25 protein-coding genes are annotated in these 20,953 nt (G+C 35.8%); 12 read left to right on the top strand and 13 right to left on the bottom strand.

Annotation, left to right across the window (positions count from 1 at the left end; translation table 11 throughout):
* Positions 1-22: 22 nt before the first annotated feature.
* A complete protein-coding gene (locus tag R7P80_RS02160; RefSeq protein ID WP_048515899.1) occupies positions 23-406 on the bottom strand; it encodes a hypothetical protein in 384 nt (127 codons plus the stop codon).
* A 15-nt stretch (positions 407-421) separates the two neighbouring features.
* Positions 422-889 (bottom strand): PH domain-containing protein, encoded by a 468-nt coding sequence (locus R7P80_RS02155; protein WP_045592920.1) that lies wholly within the window; start codon positions 887-889, stop codon positions 422-424.
* A gap of 153 nt (positions 890-1,042) precedes the next feature.
* On the opposite strand from R7P80_RS02155, the gene R7P80_RS02150 reads away from it, so the two are divergent.
* Positions 1,043-1,735: a hypothetical protein gene (locus tag R7P80_RS02150; RefSeq protein ID WP_241619755.1), complete on the top strand. Its 693-nt coding sequence runs from the start codon at positions 1,043-1,045 to the stop codon at positions 1,733-1,735.
* A gap of 29 nt (positions 1,736-1,764) precedes the next feature.
* On the opposite strand, the gene R7P80_RS02145 is transcribed toward R7P80_RS02150, so the two are convergent.
* A complete protein-coding gene (locus tag R7P80_RS02145) occupies positions 1,765-2,697 on the bottom strand; it encodes a hypothetical protein (RefSeq protein WP_318096645.1) in 933 nt (310 codons plus the stop codon).
* A gap of 242 nt (positions 2,698-2,939) precedes the next feature.
* On the opposite strand from R7P80_RS02145, the gene R7P80_RS02140 reads away from it, so the two are divergent.
* From R7P80_RS02140 to R7P80_RS02130, 3 genes are all read left to right on the top strand, one after another.
* Positions 2,940-3,827 (top strand): hypothetical protein, encoded by an 888-nt coding sequence (locus R7P80_RS02140; RefSeq protein ID WP_241619750.1) that lies wholly within the window; start codon positions 2,940-2,942, stop codon positions 3,825-3,827.
* Between the two features lie 68 nt (positions 3,828-3,895).
* Entirely contained in the window at positions 3,896-4,600 is a 705-nt protein-coding gene (locus tag R7P80_RS02135; RefSeq protein ID WP_045592913.1) for a hypothetical protein, read from the top strand.
* Positions 4,601-4,685: 85 nt separating this feature from the next.
* Positions 4,686-5,903 carry a hypothetical protein gene (locus R7P80_RS02130; protein WP_318096644.1) on the top strand — a complete coding sequence of 406 codons (1,218 nt, stop codon included), beginning with the start codon at positions 4,686-4,688 and terminating at the stop codon, positions 5,901-5,903.
* Between the two features lie 30 nt (positions 5,904-5,933).
* On the opposite strand, the gene R7P80_RS02125 is transcribed toward R7P80_RS02130, so the two are convergent.
* From R7P80_RS02125 to R7P80_RS02110, 4 genes are all read right to left on the bottom strand, one after another.
* Complete coding sequence (locus tag R7P80_RS02125; RefSeq protein WP_241619746.1) at positions 5,934-6,533, bottom strand: esterase/lipase family protein; 600 nt, start codon at positions 6,531-6,533, stop codon at positions 5,934-5,936.
* Position 6,534: 1 nt separating this feature from the next.
* Positions 6,535-7,059, bottom strand: coding sequence for a hypothetical protein (locus tag R7P80_RS02120; protein ID WP_116921200.1), 525 nt, complete (start codon positions 7,057-7,059; stop codon positions 6,535-6,537).
* Between the two features lie 336 nt (positions 7,060-7,395).
* The gene (locus R7P80_RS02115; RefSeq protein WP_053318398.1) at positions 7,396-7,596 is read right to left on the bottom strand and encodes a hypothetical protein; all 201 of its coding nucleotides are present in this window, start codon (positions 7,594-7,596) and stop codon (positions 7,396-7,398) included.
* 101 nt (positions 7,597-7,697) lie between these two features.
* Positions 7,698-8,480, bottom strand: a complete 783-nt coding sequence (locus R7P80_RS02110; RefSeq protein WP_053318397.1) for a hypothetical protein — start codon at positions 8,478-8,480, stop codon at positions 7,698-7,700.
* A gap of 207 nt (positions 8,481-8,687) precedes the next feature.
* On the opposite strand from R7P80_RS02110, the gene R7P80_RS02105 reads away from it, so the two are divergent.
* Both R7P80_RS02105 and R7P80_RS02100 read left to right on the top strand, forming a co-directional pair.
* The gene (locus R7P80_RS02105; RefSeq protein ID WP_038128996.1) at positions 8,688-9,278 is read left to right on the top strand and encodes a hypothetical protein; all 591 of its coding nucleotides are present in this window, start codon (positions 8,688-8,690) and stop codon (positions 9,276-9,278) included.
* 122 nt (positions 9,279-9,400) lie between these two features.
* Positions 9,401-10,381: a hypothetical protein gene (locus R7P80_RS02100; RefSeq protein WP_116921201.1), complete on the top strand. Its 981-nt coding sequence runs from the start codon at positions 9,401-9,403 to the stop codon at positions 10,379-10,381.
* 336 nt (positions 10,382-10,717) lie between these two features.
* Here the strand turns inward: R7P80_RS02100 and R7P80_RS02095 are convergent, their stop codons facing one another.
* Positions 10,718-11,221, bottom strand: a complete 504-nt coding sequence (locus tag R7P80_RS02095; RefSeq protein WP_318087662.1) for a hypothetical protein — start codon at positions 11,219-11,221, stop codon at positions 10,718-10,720.
* A gap of 590 nt (positions 11,222-11,811) precedes the next feature.
* Between R7P80_RS02095 and R7P80_RS02090 the strand changes: the two genes are divergently transcribed.
* Together R7P80_RS02090 and R7P80_RS02085 are read left to right on the top strand one after the other, a co-directional pair.
* On the top strand, positions 11,812-12,597 hold the full coding sequence (locus R7P80_RS02090) for a hypothetical protein (RefSeq protein WP_116921202.1): 786 nt from the start codon (positions 11,812-11,814) through the stop codon (positions 12,595-12,597).
* Positions 12,598-12,635: 38 nt separating this feature from the next.
* Positions 12,636-13,103, top strand: coding sequence for a hypothetical protein (locus tag R7P80_RS02085; RefSeq protein ID WP_229623820.1), 468 nt, complete (start codon positions 12,636-12,638; stop codon positions 13,101-13,103).
* Positions 13,104-13,135: 32 nt separating this feature from the next.
* Here the strand turns inward: R7P80_RS02085 and R7P80_RS02080 are convergent, their stop codons facing one another.
* The 4 genes from R7P80_RS02080 to R7P80_RS02065 all read right to left on the bottom strand — a co-directional run bounded on the left by R7P80_RS02080 (position 13,136) and on the right by R7P80_RS02065 (position 15,745).
* Positions 13,136-13,822: a hypothetical protein gene (locus tag R7P80_RS02080; protein WP_229623821.1), complete on the bottom strand. Its 687-nt coding sequence runs from the start codon at positions 13,820-13,822 to the stop codon at positions 13,136-13,138.
* A 13-nt stretch (positions 13,823-13,835) separates the two neighbouring features.
* Entirely contained in the window at positions 13,836-14,615 is a 780-nt protein-coding gene (locus tag R7P80_RS02075) for a hypothetical protein (protein WP_318096643.1), read from the bottom strand.
* Between the two features lie 154 nt (positions 14,616-14,769).
* Positions 14,770-15,126, bottom strand: a complete 357-nt coding sequence (locus tag R7P80_RS02070; RefSeq protein WP_118895277.1) for a hypothetical protein — start codon at positions 15,124-15,126, stop codon at positions 14,770-14,772.
* Positions 15,119-15,745 (bottom strand): hypothetical protein, encoded by a 627-nt coding sequence (locus R7P80_RS02065; RefSeq protein WP_318096642.1) that lies wholly within the window; start codon positions 15,743-15,745, stop codon positions 15,119-15,121. Before R7P80_RS02065 ends, R7P80_RS02070 begins: the two co-directional genes overlap by 8 nt.
* Before the next feature lie 148 nt (positions 15,746-15,893).
* Here R7P80_RS02065 and R7P80_RS02060 point away from each other — a divergent pair, with 148 nt between their 5' ends.
* The 4 genes from R7P80_RS02060 (at position 15,894) to R7P80_RS02045 (ending at position 19,128) form a co-directional block, all read left to right on the top strand.
* On the top strand, positions 15,894-17,123 hold the full coding sequence (locus R7P80_RS02060) for a hypothetical protein (RefSeq protein WP_116921207.1): 1,230 nt from the start codon (positions 15,894-15,896) through the stop codon (positions 17,121-17,123).
* A 27-nt stretch (positions 17,124-17,150) separates the two neighbouring features.
* A complete protein-coding gene (locus tag R7P80_RS02055) occupies positions 17,151-17,618 on the top strand; it encodes a 5' nucleotidase, NT5C type (RefSeq protein WP_045592883.1) in 468 nt (155 codons plus the stop codon).
* Between the two features lie 91 nt (positions 17,619-17,709).
* A complete protein-coding gene (locus R7P80_RS02050) occupies positions 17,710-18,363 on the top strand; it encodes a metal-dependent hydrolase (protein ID WP_048515880.1) in 654 nt (217 codons plus the stop codon).
* Positions 18,364-18,432: 69 nt separating this feature from the next.
* Entirely contained in the window at positions 18,433-19,128 is a 696-nt protein-coding gene (locus R7P80_RS02045; protein WP_045592880.1) for a hypothetical protein, read from the top strand.
* Positions 19,129-19,154: 26 nt separating this feature from the next.
* On the opposite strand, the gene R7P80_RS02040 is transcribed toward R7P80_RS02045, so the two are convergent.
* Positions 19,155-20,888: a hypothetical protein gene (locus tag R7P80_RS02040; RefSeq protein WP_229623823.1), complete on the bottom strand. Its 1,734-nt coding sequence runs from the start codon at positions 20,886-20,888 to the stop codon at positions 19,155-19,157.
* Positions 20,889-20,953: the final 65 nt, after the last annotated feature.

Here is a 20,953-nt window from a genome sequence, read left to right as displayed (position 1 = left end):
AATTTATCAACAAGAGACGGACTTACGAAAATACAAATATGCGTTTTTGTGGTTCGTCAAACTGAATGCCGTGAATACACTTTAGATCTTCACAAGCATTAATCTCAGCGATAATCGCTTCCGAATTTGCAAGGAATTCAGGATTATCTGGAATTTCAATCTGTTCATAGCTAAAGGATTCTCCACTATAAATGCAGGTTGAGCCATGTCTCTTGTCGTGCAACACAAGTACATATTGTTCGTGATCACCTATGGAACATCTATCAAAGTAGTGTCCATATTTTGAAGCAATCTCATTCAGTTTTTTATCGATACTGTCGATCAATTCCCATGTTTCTTTGCCATCAGTATCTGCTCCATCAAGAGTGGAAATTCTATTGACAGATCTTTGTAGATATAAACTCACAATTTACCTCTTTTATTAATCAATTATTGATAATGATTTTACTTTTACCCCATCTTTAGAGAAAGGGTCTTTTCCTAAATTGTTTTCAAACAACGTACAAAATCTGAATGCGTCTCTAATATCATTTGCAAATGGAATAGTAATGGAATCACCATTTATAAAGTAGACGGTAATATCTGCAACAGGTTTTGATAAAATCTTAACCTCGATACTAATGTGGGATATTTTTTCAAACTTACAGATATTAGCCTTATTGCCGCGCATGAAAATAAATTCATTTGTTTGAGATGATACACTAACAAGTGATTCGTTATCAAACTCAAAGTCAGGTATAAATGCTGTTTTTTCTGTTTTTTCAGATTTAAAGTTATAGAAATTACTTTTTCTACTTTCAATAAATTCTTTCTTTTTATCTGAATTATGCTTGGTAAATAAGAATATCAAACAAATTATTATCGCCAATGGAAAAAATAATGCATACATTTTGTATTTCTTTCTTTTATTAGTTAATTTTCAATGATTTTATATGAATTTAAGCGATTGTAAAGCGATAGATAGCTGGCTTTAGTTGGGATATAACTGATGTTATATAAGCCGAATTTGGATATAATTAATGCAATAGAAGAATCATGAGATATGAATATGCTACTTTTTAGAGGACAAAACGCAGATACAGGATTCAAACCGACCAAAGCAAGGCATGATAAGCTTGGTGGTGATAATGGAGCTGTATACTTTTTAGGTTTTGAGCGCAGAAGCTCTGCTTTGGCATACGCTTTGACTAATTATAAGATATTTGAAGAAGATATGGATTTTGATGAAGAGTCAGAATGGGTGGAAAAAGGCGTTTTGTATCAGTGTCAGTACAAGGATAGAGAACCGAAAATGTTAAATCATATTCCAGTTGATTCTGTTTGCACTGTGTTACCGACTGTATATCAATTGCTCAATGACATTGATGATACCCTTTTTAGCGACACTAAACAGTTCTCTGATTATGCTAATAACTTCGACTCTGTCTTTGATTTAATAGAAGATATTAATGAGTTAAGGAATGATTACGAGTTATCAAAAGAGAAATTTGATGAGCTTATTTCGCCCATTATTGATACGTGCGGTACTTCAATTGCTATTGCGATGGAAAATGGTGAGGCTTTAAATGACGAGTATCTGGTATACAGGACTTCTGATGTAAAGGTGTTAAAGGTGGTGCCTGTTTATAAGAAAGATATATTGAGACTCCCAATTAATGAGAGGCGTAAGCTACCAATCGATACAATCCAAAAAATGGATAGAGAATACCTTGATGCCACTGTCCTTTCCAGATAAAAAATGGAGCCTTCAGGCTCCATCAATTCTCAACTGTCTGCTTTCTTCCTGTTTATTACATCTTGGTGCATCGCTATTAGCATAGTGCCAAATAAAAACCAAATAGTAGTAAAAGCCTGGAATAAATACATGAATATTTTAGAAGCAAAGAATACGTGTGCTTCATGTGTGGGTTTATCAATCACAAGGTAAGAAGCGTCTTTATTTACGTATGTTTCAATGATGAAGAATTCATCGATTAAGTTTGTGTAAGTGTATGAGAAATACCCTACTTCACTTTTCTTCAGTGTGTTATGGACATCAATAATGACATCTTTAGTCTCGCTGATGCTCGGCACTCTTTTCGCTAGATGATTGATTGAGTCTTCAAATTCTTCACCTGTTGTTGATATGCATAATAAATAATTGCCCTGACAGTACCCGTCAAAGAATTCCTTTTTATGAATATCAGATAGAATTGATTTTGTCTGAACACTTCTCGTATCGTGAGAGAAATTAAATTGATTGATCACGATAAGCTGGTGGAACAATATGGCGACAGTAAATGACGCAAGGAACATGATTGATGAGAACATTTTGAAAAATGAAAACTTAATCTTTTTCAAGATAATTCCTAGTATGTTCCATATCGAAATGATTGATACTGCCAAGTATGTAAAAAAGCCAATTGTGTTCGGGTTAGGGAAGTGCATACCCATTTGTTCCATGACGTAGACCACTACGTCCTTTATATCGATAAAGTACGCAAGGCTTCCCCCAACCAGTAGTGAAATCACACCATACTTGAAATCGTACTTGTCTTTGAATGTGCCAATAACGGCAAGTGTAGCAAATACGTATAGCCCATAGTAATCAAGAGCGATGTAAGTAGCGTTTTCATTAGCTAGCATTAGAATGTACACCATAGATAGATGCATTACTGCTAGCGAGAAAAACTCAATTCGAGCCTGTTTAGATATCATTGAAATTTTACTCTTTTGTTTGTTTTTTCAAGGTTTATGTTTTTAGAATCATAACTTTCACTTCATGAATTGTACACAATAATGTTTCCAAAAATGTTTTGTTTAATAAAAAACGACACAAAAACAGCGTGTTGACGCAAATTTTCATTGAAAATTAGAAATAACCTTGAAGGTTAAGCACTGAACGGTGTTGATATTCGATAAAAAATAGAATAACTTCAGAAAAAATCTAAAGAGAAAAAATGATGTCAATTCTAAATAATATTAAAGATAAAAAACAAGAGAGACTTGATAGCGCTGTGGTGACAATCGATGGGGTGACAGTGCATGTATATGGTATTCTTCATGGAATCACAGGTGGTCCAAATCTTGACTACGTAAAAGCTGTTAATGAAACCATTAAATCAGCACCAGGTGTAAAGTACTGTGAGAAGTCCATGAAGCAAATGTATGAAGGGCTAGACTTTGATGTTAACGACTGGATGGTCTTTAAGCCTAAGGAAGCATTTAACTTTGCATTTAGGTCGATGATCCATCCGAGATTTATCTACTCTCTGATTAAGACATCGATTGCCGAAAAGACAACCAAAAGCCATCGTTTCGGAATTCACGGAATTTATTCTGTTAATGATGTCGCGTCTTCTTTAAAGTTCCATAGTGTTGCGCCAGAGATAAGGCGTGAATTGTGTGGCTTCCCCTCTCCTGAAGAATACATGAAATTGAACGTCTTACGAAGAGAGGGTACGTTTAATAAACGCATGAGATTTGCTGATCCTGACTGGATATGGTTAGAATACATTGAACCTAATGCATGTATCCCACTACGCTCAATCCACATGATTGAATATGTAGTAGCGCATTGTAAAAACAAAGGGCAAGATACTGCGAGCTTATTTGTTGGAGAGATTCATAATAGCGATGTTGATTGGTATGTTGCGAACAGAGACAAGCTTCCAGAATGGTTAGTAGATTACGCGAGTTCTATTCGAAAAACAGCACAAAAGGCTGCGATTGAACAGTCATTTGTCTTCAGGAAAAAAGCGGCATATTACACCTGTTTATTTGCTGGAGTTTCATGTGCGATGCTACCCTATCTCGCTGTAATCCTATGGATTTTAAGCTGTCGTTAAATCACAACCAACCAGTTGGATATTTTGTTCAAAATAGCGTACATTACCCTTCTAAATGAGGGTGATGTATGTTCAGCAATAAAATTAACCATACCATTGGACAAGGTCAGGTTATCACTTCACAAAACATTTTTGATTTAGAGATGTTGTTGCTTGATAGTGATGGGATGTTAAATGTTGTCAGTGAAAAAGAGCTGTCTCAGTTTACGCGCAAGCAGTTCCAGTTTTTCTGCATAAAGCATGGATTCTACAGCATTCCAACTCTTGAACTAATAGAGTTCATCAGGGGCAAGATTTTAAACATTGAAAAAGCCATAGAGATCGGTTCAGGTAATGGTGTTTATGGTCGTTCTTTGGGGATTATTGCAACTGACAACTTTATGCAAGATCCGAAGAAAGCAAGCAAGTTTTCTGGTGTGATTTCTGAGTATTCTAAGTTAGGTCAAGAGGTTGTTCCATACGGTGATAACGTTATTGAGCTTGATGGTAGAGAAGCTGTTAGAAAATATAAAGCAGAGACAGTTGTTTGCTCTTGGGTTACACATAAATACAATCCAATAAAAATGCATCTTGGTGGAAACAAGTTTGGAGTCGATTTTAAGTGGATTTTAGATAGAAACCACACGAAGAGACTTATACTTGTTGGAAACAAAAATACGCACAAGAACAATCCAATTATGGAGTTGCCGCATCAAGAATTTGATTTAGATGGTCAAATTTATAGTAGGTCTGCTATGCCTGAGTTAGATAGAGTATTTATTTGGGATTGTTAAATTAAAAGAGGATAGCTTCGCACTATCCTCTTTTACTTTTATTAATGATATAATTAATCCAATATCAATAATAAAGAATAAAATTATGAATCTGAAAGATATATCATCTCATGCTTCAGCAATTAGAAGTGTTTTAGATAACTTTGATAAAGAGTTTATCGAAAGCTCTGCTCACCAAGTCAAAGTGACATTATTCACGAATATGTGTGGTAAAGATTTTACCATTCAAGATAAGCAGACCTTACAGCAATTGATTGAAAAGCAGGTGTCTAACAAAATTTCTGAAAGGGAAAATCCCCTTTTAAGTGCTGATACTCTAGATGATGTTATCAGTAACCTGATGGAGATGCGAAGTGTTGAAAATAAAAGGGATTTATTTCTAAATAAGCTCTATTTATCCAAAGTGAAAAAGTTAACTGAAGCGCTTCAAGAAAGTAAATCTTTGGAGAGAGAGTTGCTATATAACTTTCTCCGAGAATATGACTTCAGATTCAACGGGGCAATAAAAGCGGTTGAATTTGAGGATTTTACTTTAGAAGATAAAACGGAATATTCAGTAAGATCAGAAAATGGCTACGAGAATATATATGGTGCTGTTTTCAATGCGCAGGTCAAACATGACACTGTAAGAGTTCTAGACGACCACATTTCAATTGATTTTGAAGATTACGGTTATTTCATCAACTCTGAACTAAATCAGGAATTCACGAGAGAAATGGTAGCAGCTTACAATGCCTCTCTAAATATCAAAAATGAGTTAATTAAAGTTCAAGATGAAAATAAGGACTATGAAGATATTTCAAAAGTGCTTTCTCAGTTCGCAGATGATTTAGAATCACTATTTCCAAAAGATGTAGTTATGCCATTACTTCAAAATGCGGAAATGGTTTCAGATCTGTGTGAAAAGCATATGTATCAACATGGTGATGATTGGCGAAAGGAAATAATATCAGAGCTTCAAAGCACCCTTTCAGACAATGTCGTATGTAGAAACTGCACTATCGAATTTATTCAGACGGTTTTCGAAAACTCCAGTACTTTAAGTGGTCATATTGACTTTATGCGCCAGGCTAGAAATAACAGGATAAAGTCAATTGATATAGACTTTGATGCCTTATCTGAAGAGTTTGATTCAAACGTTAATGAGGCAGTCTCATATCATAACGAAAACAATCAATTTATGTTTAAGCAAAAACTAAATTCATTGAACCCATTTGAAAGAGCAGCAGTAACACTGACGATAAATGCGGATAAAGAACCAGAAAAGCAAAAAACCTCAGATAATGTAGTACCGTTCAGGTAAACAAATCCCCAGCTCGCTGCTGGGGATCATCTACTCAGTTACGAATTGATTAATAAGCTCAGCGGTCAGCTTACTATAAATGATGCTGGTGTGACTGCTATCAATGACTTGATGCTTAAACATCCCATCAATTTTCGTTTCATTTACTGTCACAGTTCCGTCAGACTCTTCCCCATCACGAATGAGGATTGGTCTGATCCCAATAGGTAATCTACCAGCAATTGAGAAGAGTTTTTGAGGGAAATGCCACTGCGTGTCATCTTCAATCAAGCCGTGTTCTATTGCGTTTCCCAAAACCAATGAAGCCCCAACATCTGACAGTTTTCTTGCTATGGACGATCCATTTATTGGCGAGCCAAGAGCTACTACGTGGGAAATGGTATCAATGCTCGGTTTTCTTGAAGCTAAATAACGCTTGATTAAGATACCTCCCAGGCTATGACCAATGAGGATGTTTTGACCATAAGGGTCTAAGGATTTATCGATAGATTCAAAAAGACTCTTCTCAGAAATTGATACTGAGTTGTAACTAAGTACTTCAGTATCAAAACCATATCCATGTAACCTTTTAGCTAGGGGCATCATTACAATACCATGCATGTAAAGCCCATGAAGAATCACCGCTTTCATTTTAGTTGTCAACTCTCTTTAGCGTTTCAATGTTTTCTTTATTGATAGCAAAAAGTTTTCCTGAGCCTTCTTCGACAAAACCGATTTGCTTGTCGCTATTGAAAATAAAGCTCCCCTTGTAACTCTGCGTTGAAGACAACTCTTCAAATGCATCACACAATTTAACTGTTACATTGTCACCGATTTCAGGATTCAGTTTTGTTAAGCTAAGATCATCCATGCCAAATGTCATGGCAATGTATTGAATAGCCTTTTCGATGTAGCTGTCGCCTATCTCTACATCAATTTTTCCTTGTTGCTCAAGTTCCCTACCGAGCTTAGGAAGAAATTCATAAAGTGGGAGAAGCATATGCATTTCACAAGCCAGTGTATACGCTTGTCTAAACTTAACTGAAAGAGCATCAGAATGTTGAACTGTATGGAATATTCCTAGTACATTTCTAGGTATGCCATCAACTTCACTCTGTAATCTTTGAGCCATCTTTATTACATCGATTAAATTATCCAAGTTTTCGCTTTTTTTCATAAATAGTTACTCTTATGCAGTTTTTCTATTCGCTCTGTTGTAAATTTTATTCTTTTTATCACTTGATTTAAAGAATGCGCTAAATAACTCTCTGATTAAATCCCTAATTGAGATCGGCTCGGAACCAAAAGCTTCCTCGGAATATTTCAATGAACTATAAAGCAAAATGCCAATTAATGTAGTGGCTATTATTGAGATTATTAAATTAAACATTAGGTAAGCCTTAGTGTTGATATGTTAGCTTATTGGTCTTTTGTAATTAATAAAGATACAATAAGCGGGATAAGCAAAATTAATGTTATTACCGATACAATTAAACAGTACAAATCACACCTCTTAGCTTTTTCGCATGTTTTTATTATGTAATTTATGATTATTTTTGTTAAATATCTTGCGCTTAACTCTATTTACAAATACTTTGTGGGTGGCATTTTCACCCTCGAAAACATATCCTCCGTAATATAAGCTTGCTAGTGCCATAGCGGAAACTAAAGATATGGATAATACAGAAAGGATGATGTTTATTATTTCGTTCATGTTGTAATTCCTTTGTAGCAAAGACCATTTAATTATTGATTAATTTTTTGATAATTAATTTTTTTATTATTAATTAATTTTTCTGATTCTACTTTCTCTTCCTATTTGGGTAATGTTATATGGCGAGAAATCAGAGCATCACTATCTACATCCTTAGATAGGATAAGTTGTAAAATTGTTTCTTTAGCGCTCTCAGGGCTGCTGTAATAGCACAGAGAAGTATATTGCTCATCTCTGCTAGATGGTCTCAGGTAGTCAACCCATTCAAGATTTTTAGTTAACACTTCAGAAGATGAGTTTTTTATGAAGTATGCGGCTATATGCCCATTTTCATCAATTCTTGCAGCATCAATTGTTACACTGTAATCACCAATCATTACCCTGTAACTTAGTGGTTGGATCTCAACCTCCTTTGAAAATCCACCAAGAATTGTTTGGGACGCAGTATCTTCCGTAAAATCGCTGGTAACTACATAATCATCCCCTTCCTTTACTAGGAATTTATCAAATACATGCTTGTCCTCTTCTTCAAAGGAATGCCAATCAATTAGATTGAAAGCTTGGAATTTAAGCGTGAGCTTGTTGATAAAATCGTCCCTTAGTAACCGTCTTATCTGATCGGAACAAACCTCTCGAATTTCTTCATGTTTTGAAACACCACTATCAGAGAGGTTTTTAAAGTCACAGCCCAGAATGATGCTCATTTCAGTCGAAACGACATTTAAGACTTCATGAAGCGTATCAGGAAGATTAGTATTACCTAATCTATTTCTTAATAATCTATGAGCGAACCTTGCACCATCAACTTCACTGCTCTTTCCTGGCTCTATGTGCTGATAGATACCAAAGGATAAAATGTAATCAAATTTAAGTAATGTGTTCATAAAATAAGCAACTTTCTTTTTTATCTTTAATTTAATTAATTGGGTGTATCTTAAATCATTTTTTAATCACTGTCATGAAAATTATAGGATTTATGCTTGCCACAAAGCAAAAAGAAAGCGAATTGATGACTGCGCTCAATTGAGCGCTATTGATTTTAGTATTCAAAACCATGAAAATGTAAATTTGTATGACACATAAATTAAACTATGAACATTAATAAAACCCCAGTCCTCAAAGAAAAGCTTTCTGCCTACAAGTCAATCAGCGATGTCTCAAAATCGCTCTATCACGCAACAACAAAAAGTAATGCTTTGAAAATTTTGAAAGAAGGTTTCAAACGAGATCATTGCGGATTGATTCATGGAGAGATGGAGTGTAGACCAGAAGAGAAAACATTATACTTCTCCAAACATCAAGAAAGTAGCAATTTGCATACAAATCTTTTTGACAGCGAAGAAGTTGTGATTATCGAAATCGATTCTTCGTATTTAAAATTGGATCAGTTATACCCTGATGACTCGTTCTATGTTGGCATAGTTCAAGAGGAATTGTTTGCCGATGTGGAAGATGTCATAAAAGAGTTTGATATACCAATTGAAGAAGCTGAATATTTAATTGAGCAAACATTCGAACTGTCCAACAAAAATGCAATTGACTACAAACCATTCGCGTTGTGGTACTTATCGAAGGAAGGAGAAGTATCTATCGCACATGATGTTCCGAAAGAAGCAATTTTAGGAATTGTAAAGCATCCTAAAAGCCCTTCCCCTAAGAATGTCCAATCCTTAGAAATTTAGGCTTCTACGAAGCCATTGTCGAATTCTTCCTTGTCTCTTGTTTTTATTTGGTATATAAATGCAGGTGGTGGCTAAGCCTCTGCATTTCAACCTTTTAATAAAATTTAAAAAGAGTAATCATAATGAATAATGTACTTATCCTTTGCGAAAAGAACGCAATGGCAAAAGATCTCATGAGAGCAGTTCCTGAACTTACTAACTCTGATGTTGTCAGCTTTTATGGCTTAGGCTTCTTTGAATACGACTATCCTAGACACCTTCCTATATCTAGTTGCCCAATAATAATTCCAGTAAAATACAAGGTTAAGGAAACGCGTCATATCCCTAATAGTAACTTAACTGTTGATTATCGTTCACTGATAAAAGAATATCGCTCGAAGCTCAATGATTACAATGAAATCCTTATCGTTTGCGATATGGATAACCGAGGCATTTATTTTAGTCAACTTACGATAACAGAACTTCTTAGAGACAATGGGTTTACTGGTAAGGTGACTATTTTAGGATCAGTGTCCTTTGATAAAGAAACACTCAGAATGTCATGGGAAAACAGAAAGGTTTATGTATTCGATAATGAAATGTTCCAGAGGGCTAAAGCCAAATACTATTTTGATTGGCTATGGAACATAAACTCAGCGCCAGTATTTGGTAAAGCATTAGCTATGGCTGGGGCTAAATCCGACATCATATTTTCAAAATATGAGCTTATGACTTTTCATTGCATTTATAATGAACTGCCTCATTCAAACATGGATGTTTATATATTTAGCTTCCTTCAGGACTATAAAGGTACTGGTAAGTATTTTTCAGATTGCAAAGAAGATAGATATGAATCCCCTTCGGCATTTGAAGGCATTGCATCGCCATCGAGTAGAAGTGCAATATTAGAGCAGTTGTTAAATAGAGGGTTGATTCAAAAAGTTAATGATCGCTATGCTATAACAGATGCTGGAAGAAAATTTTACGAGTTGTTGCACAAGAGGTCGTTTGATCCTGATTTACCCTTCAGAATACAGGTATGGTCTTTCGATAATGACTACGAGGCTATGGAGTCTTACATTTCTAAGTATTTCTCAAGACAAAAAAGATTTAATGCCACTTGATATGCAAAATTTGGATTGAATATAGAATAAGAGAGGCGCATTTAAGCGCCTCTCGATTTTTATCCATCTTGGTGCGGAGTAAAGTGAAGGAATGTCACTGCTGATCATGTTGGTTCACAGCTACCGCGTTGCCTCGTTTTCGTAGCTACAACGCCCGTCCCGCTTCGATTTGTTATGAACCGAAGAATCAAGCTTATCTACACTAAGCACCATCGTAGGGCTACTCATAACAGCAAAATAATACTATCAGCTTATAACTTTTTGAGCAAGAACTCTGATTTTCATTACCAAAAGACCTTGGTTTGGTTAATTTTCGAGAATCTAAAGTAAGCTCTTTTACTCAATTAGCTTGAACGTCTCAACATCAAATGTTTTTCCATCTTTGATGCGGTAGACGTGTAATTTATTTCCATCAACATGAACAAGCACATTCTTTCTTTTGTTGTAAATAAAATCACGCCCTATCAATGCATTGGCATGTCTTGCAACCTTTTTACTAGGGAGCCTACTTATATCAAACACGTCATCTAACGATATTTTAATCTTTGATCTGTTACGCATGTAATTTTTCTTAAGCTCATCATTGAAACGTGAAATTTCAAAGAAGCCTAATAGCGTATAGCCATGATTTTCATATGCGGCTTGACTAATGTTGTCTGGATCAAGGTGTTCGGTGTTTATACCAGGCATTAATCCAAGGTACATTTTTAAAGTTGGGCAGTCTTTGTAAGATTTGATTAAGAAGTCTAGGTCAAGTTTTTCTATGTCATTTGACGAGAGTGGGTTTTGAATGAATGGGTTGTTGTGCTTTCTCAATAGTCTCATGAGGTTAATGCTCATTGCGACACCTCTGACAAAAAATTTGTCGCTTCGCATGTGCTGCGCGGCAACAAACATCTCAATATGATTGTGCATCATTAATCCTTTCTTAATTTATTTTGTTTTTTAAATTTCGGGATTAATGTTAATATAAATCATATAAAAAGAAAAACTAAAAAACAGAATTTAATTGAATAGAGCTTCAATCGGCATCGTGGTAGTCAAGGTTACTTTGTTACAGTGTAACTAGTACCCTTCTATCTCTACCATTGGTATTACGCCATTGTAATCTCGTTTAATGATGGAATCCCTAGCCTCGTTGAAAAGACTCATGCAGCAACCTTGACCAAACGCAGGATTGTAGTATGAGGCGGGATCTTGACTGATCTCATCGTATTTGAGGCATTTTGAATGTTGTTTCTCATTGAAGGCTAAGTATGCGCATTGACCTTTTTCTGAGTCCCATTTGCCGTATGCGCATGGTCCTTTTTTACAACACATTCCAGAATTGACGCAGGCTCTGACTAACAATAGAGATTTCCTCACTTAACGAAGAAGACATACTACTTCATTTGAAATTAATAATAAACAATAACAATCATAGGTGCTTTATGAATTTACAAGACAGAATTGTAGAATTAGAAATGGAGCTGAAAGACGCAACGGTTTTCGAAGATTTGAACGAAAACTCAGCGATTGCAGTGTCTTTCTCAGACAATCCTGATGCCAACATGCTAATTATTGACCATGAGTTTGTATCCAAAGCGAGTCTTACTGATGCAGTTAGGATTATCACGAACCTTTTGTCTGAGAAGCCTTCAAAACTTCAAATGGATGTGCCAGGTAAGCTGAAAAAAGAACATTTTCTTCAGGTTCCTAAGGTTAAACCAATTTCTCCAACCAGCGTAGATTTCAATGAAGTGTCCCTTAAGCAGTTTGCTGCTGAAAAAGAACACTATTACAACAAATGTCAGGGCATCAGAGAGCTTCTTGAAACAACAGCTATTGAGATTGATGAGGGCTGCATTCAAGGTGTTCCTTCTGCAAAATTGAATGCTATAGCCGAGTATTTGGACTGCTTGGGTGATATCAGTGATTCTCAATTCATGTGCTCGGTTAACGGTATAAACCACAGTATTGAGAAACATGACGGTGGCGTAAGATTCATCAGATCACTTGACGAACCATCCAAGTCCGTTTTGAGTATTGCTGCCCCAGAAATGAGGTCTTTGGCTATGAGTCTTGGGCATCCTGGATTGGAAGATGTTAAAAAGCATCTCTTTAGTGATCCCATTACAAGTAAGGTCACTATCGATATATCAGACTTTACTTGGGGTTTATTCAAAAACAAAGCGGCTCAAAAAGAAAGAGAGTCGATATCGGAACTCTCTATGTAAAGAAAATATAGGGGTTTTTGTTAAATGAGGTTTCCAAAATGAAGAATAAGCTTAGTAAAGAAAATGACAGTAGTTGTATGTATTCAAGGTACTCCATTCACAGTGGTGATGGTGGAATGGTTGCGCATGGAAGGAGAGATTTGCAAGAGCAAGTCGATTTACTAATCTGGTACGAGAGTGGTGAGAATGAAGGCTACTACATAAAGGATAATGTCGATGATCAGTTTGCATACATAATTGAAGATCGAGAATTAGCTAAAGTAAACGTTAAATCAAGGAAGTTCATAGATCACACATCAAAATATGTCGTTGAATATATAAGGTCTCCATCCACTCCAGAAAAAAGTTGTTTTGATATTGGTGTTGATGCTTATAAGGAAGGTATCTTATTCGTTGACAACCCTTTCCCTAAAGGTAGCTTGGAATCGTCTGATTGGTCTTTTGGCTGGCATACAGAACAGGATTTTGATCTGCAAATCAAAGGAACGTTACCGTTGAAAGTATAAAAAAATCCAGTCATTGATGACTGGATTTCTCATTATTTGAGGCTGTTATTCACATGCTCTATTACAGACTTGTGGCGATCTAGATTCAAATCTGAATTATTGCATTCTGATGAGTTAGGGTTATCGCGATACTCCATAAGAATATCTACCCCTGACTGTATGTAATACAGAGCACCCCCGCATTCCATGTTAAGTGCAATAAAAGTAGAGCCATCCAACTTCTTCTCAGATGGCGTAAAGCGCTCATTGAACTCTGCTGTTTTACAAAGATAGTGCGGGTCGCACTTAGTGATAATGCAATCAGGGCAATCAAATAACCAACCATTCTGTTTCTTGGTTCTTTGAAATTGAAAAGACGTAGGGTCAATGAAATAACATTGACCATCCTTGCTTGCAAACATGGCGACATGTCCACCTAGAGGTCGGTCAATGCCAGCAGTGCCAGGTTTAGCTTCATTTCGTATCATGATCTGCCTAGCACCGCTTTGGGCTAGTCTCTGAATTTTCCTTTCGCTTTTAGGCATCCCTTTTCGTTCAGCATCAATAAGCTTTTTGCTCTTGCCTACAACCTCACACGGTAAAAGCTCTACGGTGTACCCTTTGGAACTCAAAATGTGTGACAGCGTCACGCATTGAGCTAGACATCGTTGTTCTATCGCGTTTATTTGTAAAAAGCCTTCAGTGACTAGAGCATTGATTTTTAGGATTTCGTCTTTCATTTATAAACCAGTCTTAGATTAGAGCATTCACCGAGTCAACAACGTTACGCCAGTCATTACTGCCTGGATCGATAAGTGCGTATTTAAGGTATGTTTGAGCATTTGATGCTAGGTGCTCACTAAACTCTTGTATGGTGTCAAATTCAGGGGTGAATGGAACTCTAAACTCAGAATCCCCCATCGAAGAAAGTTCTGTAAGGTAATAGCCATCGATAGTGACACTGTAACCATCTTCGTCTATTCCTTCATATGAACTTTGAAATTGGCAATCAGTCCAGTCACCAAGGCAGGACAGAACTAGACAAGCTTCATCCGATAAGCCATTTCTACTAACTCGTCTAAGCTCATCAATTTGCTGTGATGATGGCATTTCATAAATGGCTACCTGAAGAGATTTAATGAGCTTTGATTTACATTCAGCATCGAGTAATAGGTTGTTAGGAATGTTGTTAACTACATACTCAGCAACTTCAGTGGATTTAAAGCCTCTCTTAGGATCTTGAGCTTTGAAATCAAAGTTCATTTGAAATGCATCAAAGAGCCATTGAGAATGCTTTGAGTTTGGATTCATTAAGGCGATAACTGATGAATTTGAGTCATGACCTAAGAGTCTGGCTACAAAATTATCACATTGACGCTTGCTCAATGGGAATGCTTTCTTTTGCTCTTTGAATTCAAAATCATAAACAGATGGGTTTATCTCATCCCAATAAGAACGTATGGCTACATGATAAAATATGAATGAAGCTTGTAGTGTGTAGAGATCTTTAAAGCACGGATTTAAAGTGTACATAGTAACTCCTTGTTCACAAATGCTGTCGCTACATTTTTGTCTGGATAGTGAGAGTTACTACCATTGACATAAAAACTTGATTACTTGGCCTTTGCGACTTGGTCGGGCTAATCACACCATTTGCTAAGTATATGAGAGCAAGGAGAATAGTCAATTAACTTCTTGTATCACTTTTAGATTTAGTTCCAATCTGGTCTAAGAAATCACATAAGCCTTGAATTATTGGTTCAACACTTTTATCGCTAGCCCATCCAGCAATACCTATAAAACCGTCAGTATTGAATGATACAGCTTCCCTCTTGTCCCATTGCTTGGAACAGCAATGGAGATACATTTCACCGTTATACGGCTGTGTCATTCGCAATGTGCCTTCAAACAAATCTGAAGCCATCATTCGGCTATTGATGAGCTGGTGGATTAATAGCAAGTGCTCTTTCGTTACATTGTCACGTCCTATACCAGCAGTCTTAAATCGATCTCTAACTGAATCTCTGCAAACCACATTATCCATGAATAATCCCCTTATCTTTATCAGTTCTCAAGTCTACACCTTGATGTTGCAGCAGTTGTTCGATGACTTTGTTTGATAAATAGTCAACAGATAGCGCCATAGCTTGCGCTGAACGCGGTAGATAGCCAAAGTAACAGCGGATTCCAAGCCTCGCGTATCTATGCTTTAGGTTTGCTCTAAACTCACTCAAATCAATTTGTTTGTATGTACCATGCCTAAAAACATATACAATGTTTTGGTCTACATGAAGAATCAAATATGCCTTACCAAACCTATCAACTATGGTCACACCCGCTTTGAGTTTTGATTTATGCTCTCCAGAAAGCGTGTTGTTATCTACCACAGGCTCTTTCAAAGACCATTCATTGAATTGCGATTTGCTTGCCCTTCTTGCTGATAATGCCTCATTAATAATATCTGGATGAGCATACTTGATAACGTCCAAAACCACTTCGGACTGGCTTTCAGGTTTCAAATCATGCTTTAAGATGCTTGTGTAAGAGATGAAGCTTTCATTTCTTGCAGAGCAAATCCCATGAAACGAACGATTGTCAGAACCAAGAATGTAAATGCAAGCTCCGTCATGCCTAAGCACTAAGTCACCTTTATCAAGATTCATAATTTGTTTTCCATTATATGTTGATATTTAGTTTGGTAAATAATATATAACAAAAACCATAAAGGCAAGATTTCAGGTAATTTTCTTGAAAAACATTACTAAATAGCAGATAATTCAAACCTAAATAAATAATAATATTGGTAGGGTCATGTTTGTAAGAGATAAAACAATAAAAAATGATATAGATGCCCTTCTTAGCTTAGGTGAAGATGCGAAATTGCAGGTGCATGAGCTTGTTAGGGTTCAAGAGTTACAAGTTAGACAAAAAGCTCGTGAAAGCAACCTAATTGATCAACTGATAAAGTCTAAGATTAACAAGCATCAAGAAAGAATTTCAGCTTTAAGATCTAAGCTAGAAAAAGAGCTGCTTGATAAAGAATGCGTTAAATTGAAAGCCATTGTTAATAACATGATTTCACGAAAAAACGCGCTTAAGGACGAAACTTTAGAATTGCTATCTGCCGTTAATGGCATTAACTCTGGGATCAGCCGAGCTGATTTTCTGCTTGAAGGCATTTCTGAACGCTTAGATGCGTCCGAGAAGCTGCTGTTTGATGCAAGTATGATTGTGGACAAATTTCAAGAACAGTCGGTATCTCTTGGTAATGCAAAAGATATGCTTAAAGAGTTAGTTGATCAGGCGAACTTGATAGCTCTGAATACTGAAATTGGCACAGTAAAGCAAGATAGCAGCTCTGAGGTAATTGACCTAACTCACCTATCTCAAGAGTCGAAAGAATTGGCAAATAAATATGTCGATATTTCTCAGGCTACCATTAACTCATTGTCAGCAGTCAATGAAGGTTTCTCAGAAATTCACAATGGTCTAATAGGTGTTGAAAAGGGATTGGAAGAAGCTGATGTAAAGAAGAAAGAAGTCACATTGGTTTTGGATTCCGTGAAGGAATCCTCTGAAACAGCATCTTCCATTGTATCTAGCTTGTGCGTTTCACTAAATGCAGGTTTTGATGAAGTGTCTAATTCAAGCCAGGATGAGCCTATAGCCTTATATGACTACGCTGATACTGAATTCATTCAGGGTGATTTCGATTTAGACGCATTGTCTTCTGTTCATAGGTTCTTCATTGCAAATGAGTTATACCAAGGTTGGGTTCAAAAGCTGGTGGATCAGCATTCTATCGAATGCAATATCGAGCTTGATGTTTCTTCTCCTACCCGATGCTTGTACATTTTGAACGAAAACTTTCTTAATCTGCATAGCTGCCTTTCGGAAGAAGTAAAAGAGTCTCTCGATCTGATCAATCAATTGCTTGATAAAGAGAACTGCGACTTTCCAAAGTTAGCTGGTATTTTAGCAGCTCATGCTAAAGAAATTAATAAACAAGTTATTCTGGGTCTTGTCACTCTAACTAAGTGAATAGAACAAAAGGGATAAGGTAATTAAATGAATAAAAAAGAAATAATCCATTTTGATATGGACAATACATTGATTGATTTCGTATCTGCAATTGATGAGCTATCTGATGAAATCAAGCGTGAATATGAAGGTAGATTAGATGAAGTTCCAGGTATCTTTTCGCTTATGAAGCCGATGCCTGGAGCTATTGAAGCAGTAAAGAAGCTTTCTCAATACTTTGAATGTCATGTTGCATCCACATCACCTTGGGAAAATCCGAGTGCATGGTCAGATAAGCTTATTTGCATCAAGACCTACTTCCCTAAAGATTTCTATAAAAGGCTGACACTTACTCACAATAAGCATAATCTTCGCGGCGAATATTTAATTGATGATAGGTTGGCAAATGGCGCGGGTGAGTTTGAAGGTGAGCTTATAAGATTTGGAAGCGAAGAGTTTCCAGATTGGGAATCTGTAACGGAATATTTAATTAATAAATATCGATCAAAAAACTAACATTCGATTACTTTAATTGACTAAATGCCTGTTTTTTGTTTTTTTGCGATGTTAATATCCAATCAATTAATTAATAAAGCAAATAAATAAAATGACGAAAAACGGGCATTTGATTACTGGTGCCATAGCATCAATCTATCCTGCGTTTATAGCGCTTAATTCTTTTGGACTACCCTATTCACTCGCTGCATGTTTAATGACAGTTGCAGGCGCTAATGCACCAGATTATCTTGAAATACGATATACAAAGAAAATAGTGAAGAAGAGTGGGTTTTTTCAAAAACCAAAAGAAATTACAGTTTCTAAAACTGTATTGGCACACAGAGGTGTGACACACACAATTCTCTATTGGTTTACTGCATTTATACTTTCCTATCTACTTATCAATCCAACGGTATGGTTTCATGAGCTTATTGACAGATTTAGTGTTCTTTCCGAGCTTCATGATTCAAAGATTATCCTATCACTACTTTTAGGGTACGCTTTTGGTGGTCTTACTCATCTATTTGGTGATTTGCCAAATAAAAAATCCATACCAGTTATCCCATTTGGTTTTAGGTTTTGCTTAAACTTGTGGAATAGTGGAGAAAAAGAAAAGTTCATGATGTTTCTAGTGGGTGTTGTTACCTGCATTCTTGTGGGAATAGAAGCAAACTTGCTCACCCTTGATAGGCTTTTAGAATGGTACTCGTTTATCTCAGAATTAATTGTTGAGTTTTTTCCAAAAAATCAGGTAACGGTCTAAATCAACAATTTCATAAGATTTTATATTTGTGATATTATATATTAATGAATAAATCAAAGAGACACCTTTATGAAATTGACTGCAAACATTAGCAGAAGAGACTTGCTAAGTCTTTTACAGGACTTACCGATTGAAAAGAGTTTTTCAACGGCTCATGCTGTGGGTGAAAGTGACATATCAGCAGTTCTTAACCAAAACTCACAAAAGAGTTCAAAGGTCGATATTTACCCTTATGATCGTCACAGCGGCTCAAGACTTAATGAGTTCCGTGAATTGATGGGGGTTTGTATAAAGGATGACTTTATATTCAAACAATATCTGAATAAAGTTAACTCAAACTCTGCAAATAATCAGACCGAAAGACAAGCAGAAGCAAAACTTTCACAATTAGAGTATGCGTTCTCAAACATAGCCTCCCCTACTGCAAAAGACTTGAGTATGTCTGAGGTTATTACCTCATATAAAAGGGATGGACTGTACTCATTACAGGGTAAGATTTCTAACCCAAATGAGATAAAAGGATTTGCAACCAAAATCGATTCATTCTTGATATCTCTAAATCATGTTGTTTCTTCTGATGTGACAATGGTTCCCAAAATGGGGCTTACACAGAGAGACGTGCAATGTATAGTTGTTGCTGATCATTTATATGATGATATCTCCGAAATTCTTAAGGATACAAATCTTCATGCAGTGACAAAATCAGTCTATGAAAAGTCTAATGGGATTTTGGATAAGAAGAAAGAATCTGCTTTAGAACGATAAAAGAAGGCTCCATTGGGAGCCTTCTTTCATTGCTGGTAATTATGAATGATTTCCATGCTATTGATGAAATCATCATTGTACCTCATCATGTATGGCTTATCCGATATTGGTAAGCCATTAAAGTATATAAATGCCTGTCCTGGATTAAGCCCACTTGCAGAACGAAGATGATTAGGTTCAACCTTTAAATTATCTGGAGCTTCATATGTTTTCATTAAAATTGTGGTTTTGAATAAGGATTCAAAAGCATCATTATATTTTGTGTCAAACATTGAGTATGTTGACCAAATTACGCATCCATTTTTCTTGTTTATAGATTGAATATGGTTTGCTATATCTTTGCAATCATAAGAGCTTTCATCAATATTCATAAAGTCCATTACAGTGATACAAGAATAATCAAGTTCGCTTGAATTAGAATCTATTTGTTCAAATATTTCTTTCAAATGACAATGATACTTTTTGTTTTTCTCCTTCACTTGAGAGTGAACCCTTAATATTAGAATCTTTTCTTGCTCGACATATTTTCGAATATCAAACTTTTCATCTTCGAAGATATTAATAGTAATAATATCTGATGATCGACCAGCCATAATTGCTTTGGCATAGATTAATGGTTCTATACATGATTCGCAATCAAGTATATAAACTGCTAACTTATCATTAAATATGGCGAATTCAGATAAAATATTCGAGCAATTGAAAATGCCTGACCCTGTTGTACCTATCACTCTCAGGTTGCTTGTTAGCTCAACATTGGATAGCTTCACACTTTCATCTACTAACTTCCCTGGATTAACTACATCAAGCATATGCTGGTATAAAGTCTCTGGCTTGTTTCTACGAGGATTAGTCAGAGTTACAGGGTAACGACTAGTGGAAAACTGTTCAAACATTTTTCTTCTAGCGTTTAGGTCAGATTTGCTGATTTGGAAGTTACAAGGCTGTACAAAGAATGCTTCAGGATTCGAAACCTCATATTTACTCAGACTGAAGACCTTATCGAAGTACTGTTGCTCTTCTTTCAATCTTGATTTTATTTTCTCAATAACTTCTTGCTTTGAGATGCTTTTGAAGTACAGCGCCTTTATTAATTTAACAATAAATGACTCAGAAGAATCATTCACAAACTTTGTTTTTGAAGCTGCGTGTAATTCAGGGAATTCATTTCTTTTGTGTATCTTAGAAAAAACAAATTTAGGTATTTTCCCATCCTCTGGAAATTGTGCTAGAAAACCTGCATGACTGAACTTACTGGATCTTTCTATTAAGATATCAGCGTATTTATCAAGACCATCTCCATCCACTTCATATTCTTCGTTAATAACGTAAAAATCGACATTTAGAATCAATGGTAAATAATATAAGTATGTTGCTAACGGCAATCCAGCACTTACATCAAAATAGTTATTTCTCCTTTTTACAATTTCGTTGTCTAGAATATTGTAAGTTTTAAGGCAGTTGTTTGATAGCAGGTGGATTTCTGTGCAACCAGAAAGTTTAATTAAAGCATCTTTGATATGGTTTCTTAAAGCAACCAATTGTAGTGGTGCAATTTTATCCACCCGTGACTCGTCATATGAATTCAGCTTCGCTCTTAAATTATCCACGTTTTCTTTTATTAAATCTGCAATCTCATCTTTATTTAAATCTCTTGAGCATAATGAGGCACAGTGAAGATCATTCGAAATGCTTCTTATTGAAATAACACGTTCTGTAATTAGATTATTAGATCTAATTTTGTTTAATAAATCTACCATTTTCTTTCTTCAATTTAGTATTTTCGCCATGATATCAAATAAAAAATAAAAAACAACCTGCCTTA

This window comes from Vibrio sp. 2092, from assembly GCF_033339635.1.
GTDB lineage: Bacteria > Pseudomonadota > Gammaproteobacteria > Enterobacterales > Vibrionaceae > Vibrio > Vibrio alginolyticus.
Note: the sequence above shows the minus strand (reverse complement) of the source record. Positions and strands in the feature narration are given on the sequence as shown.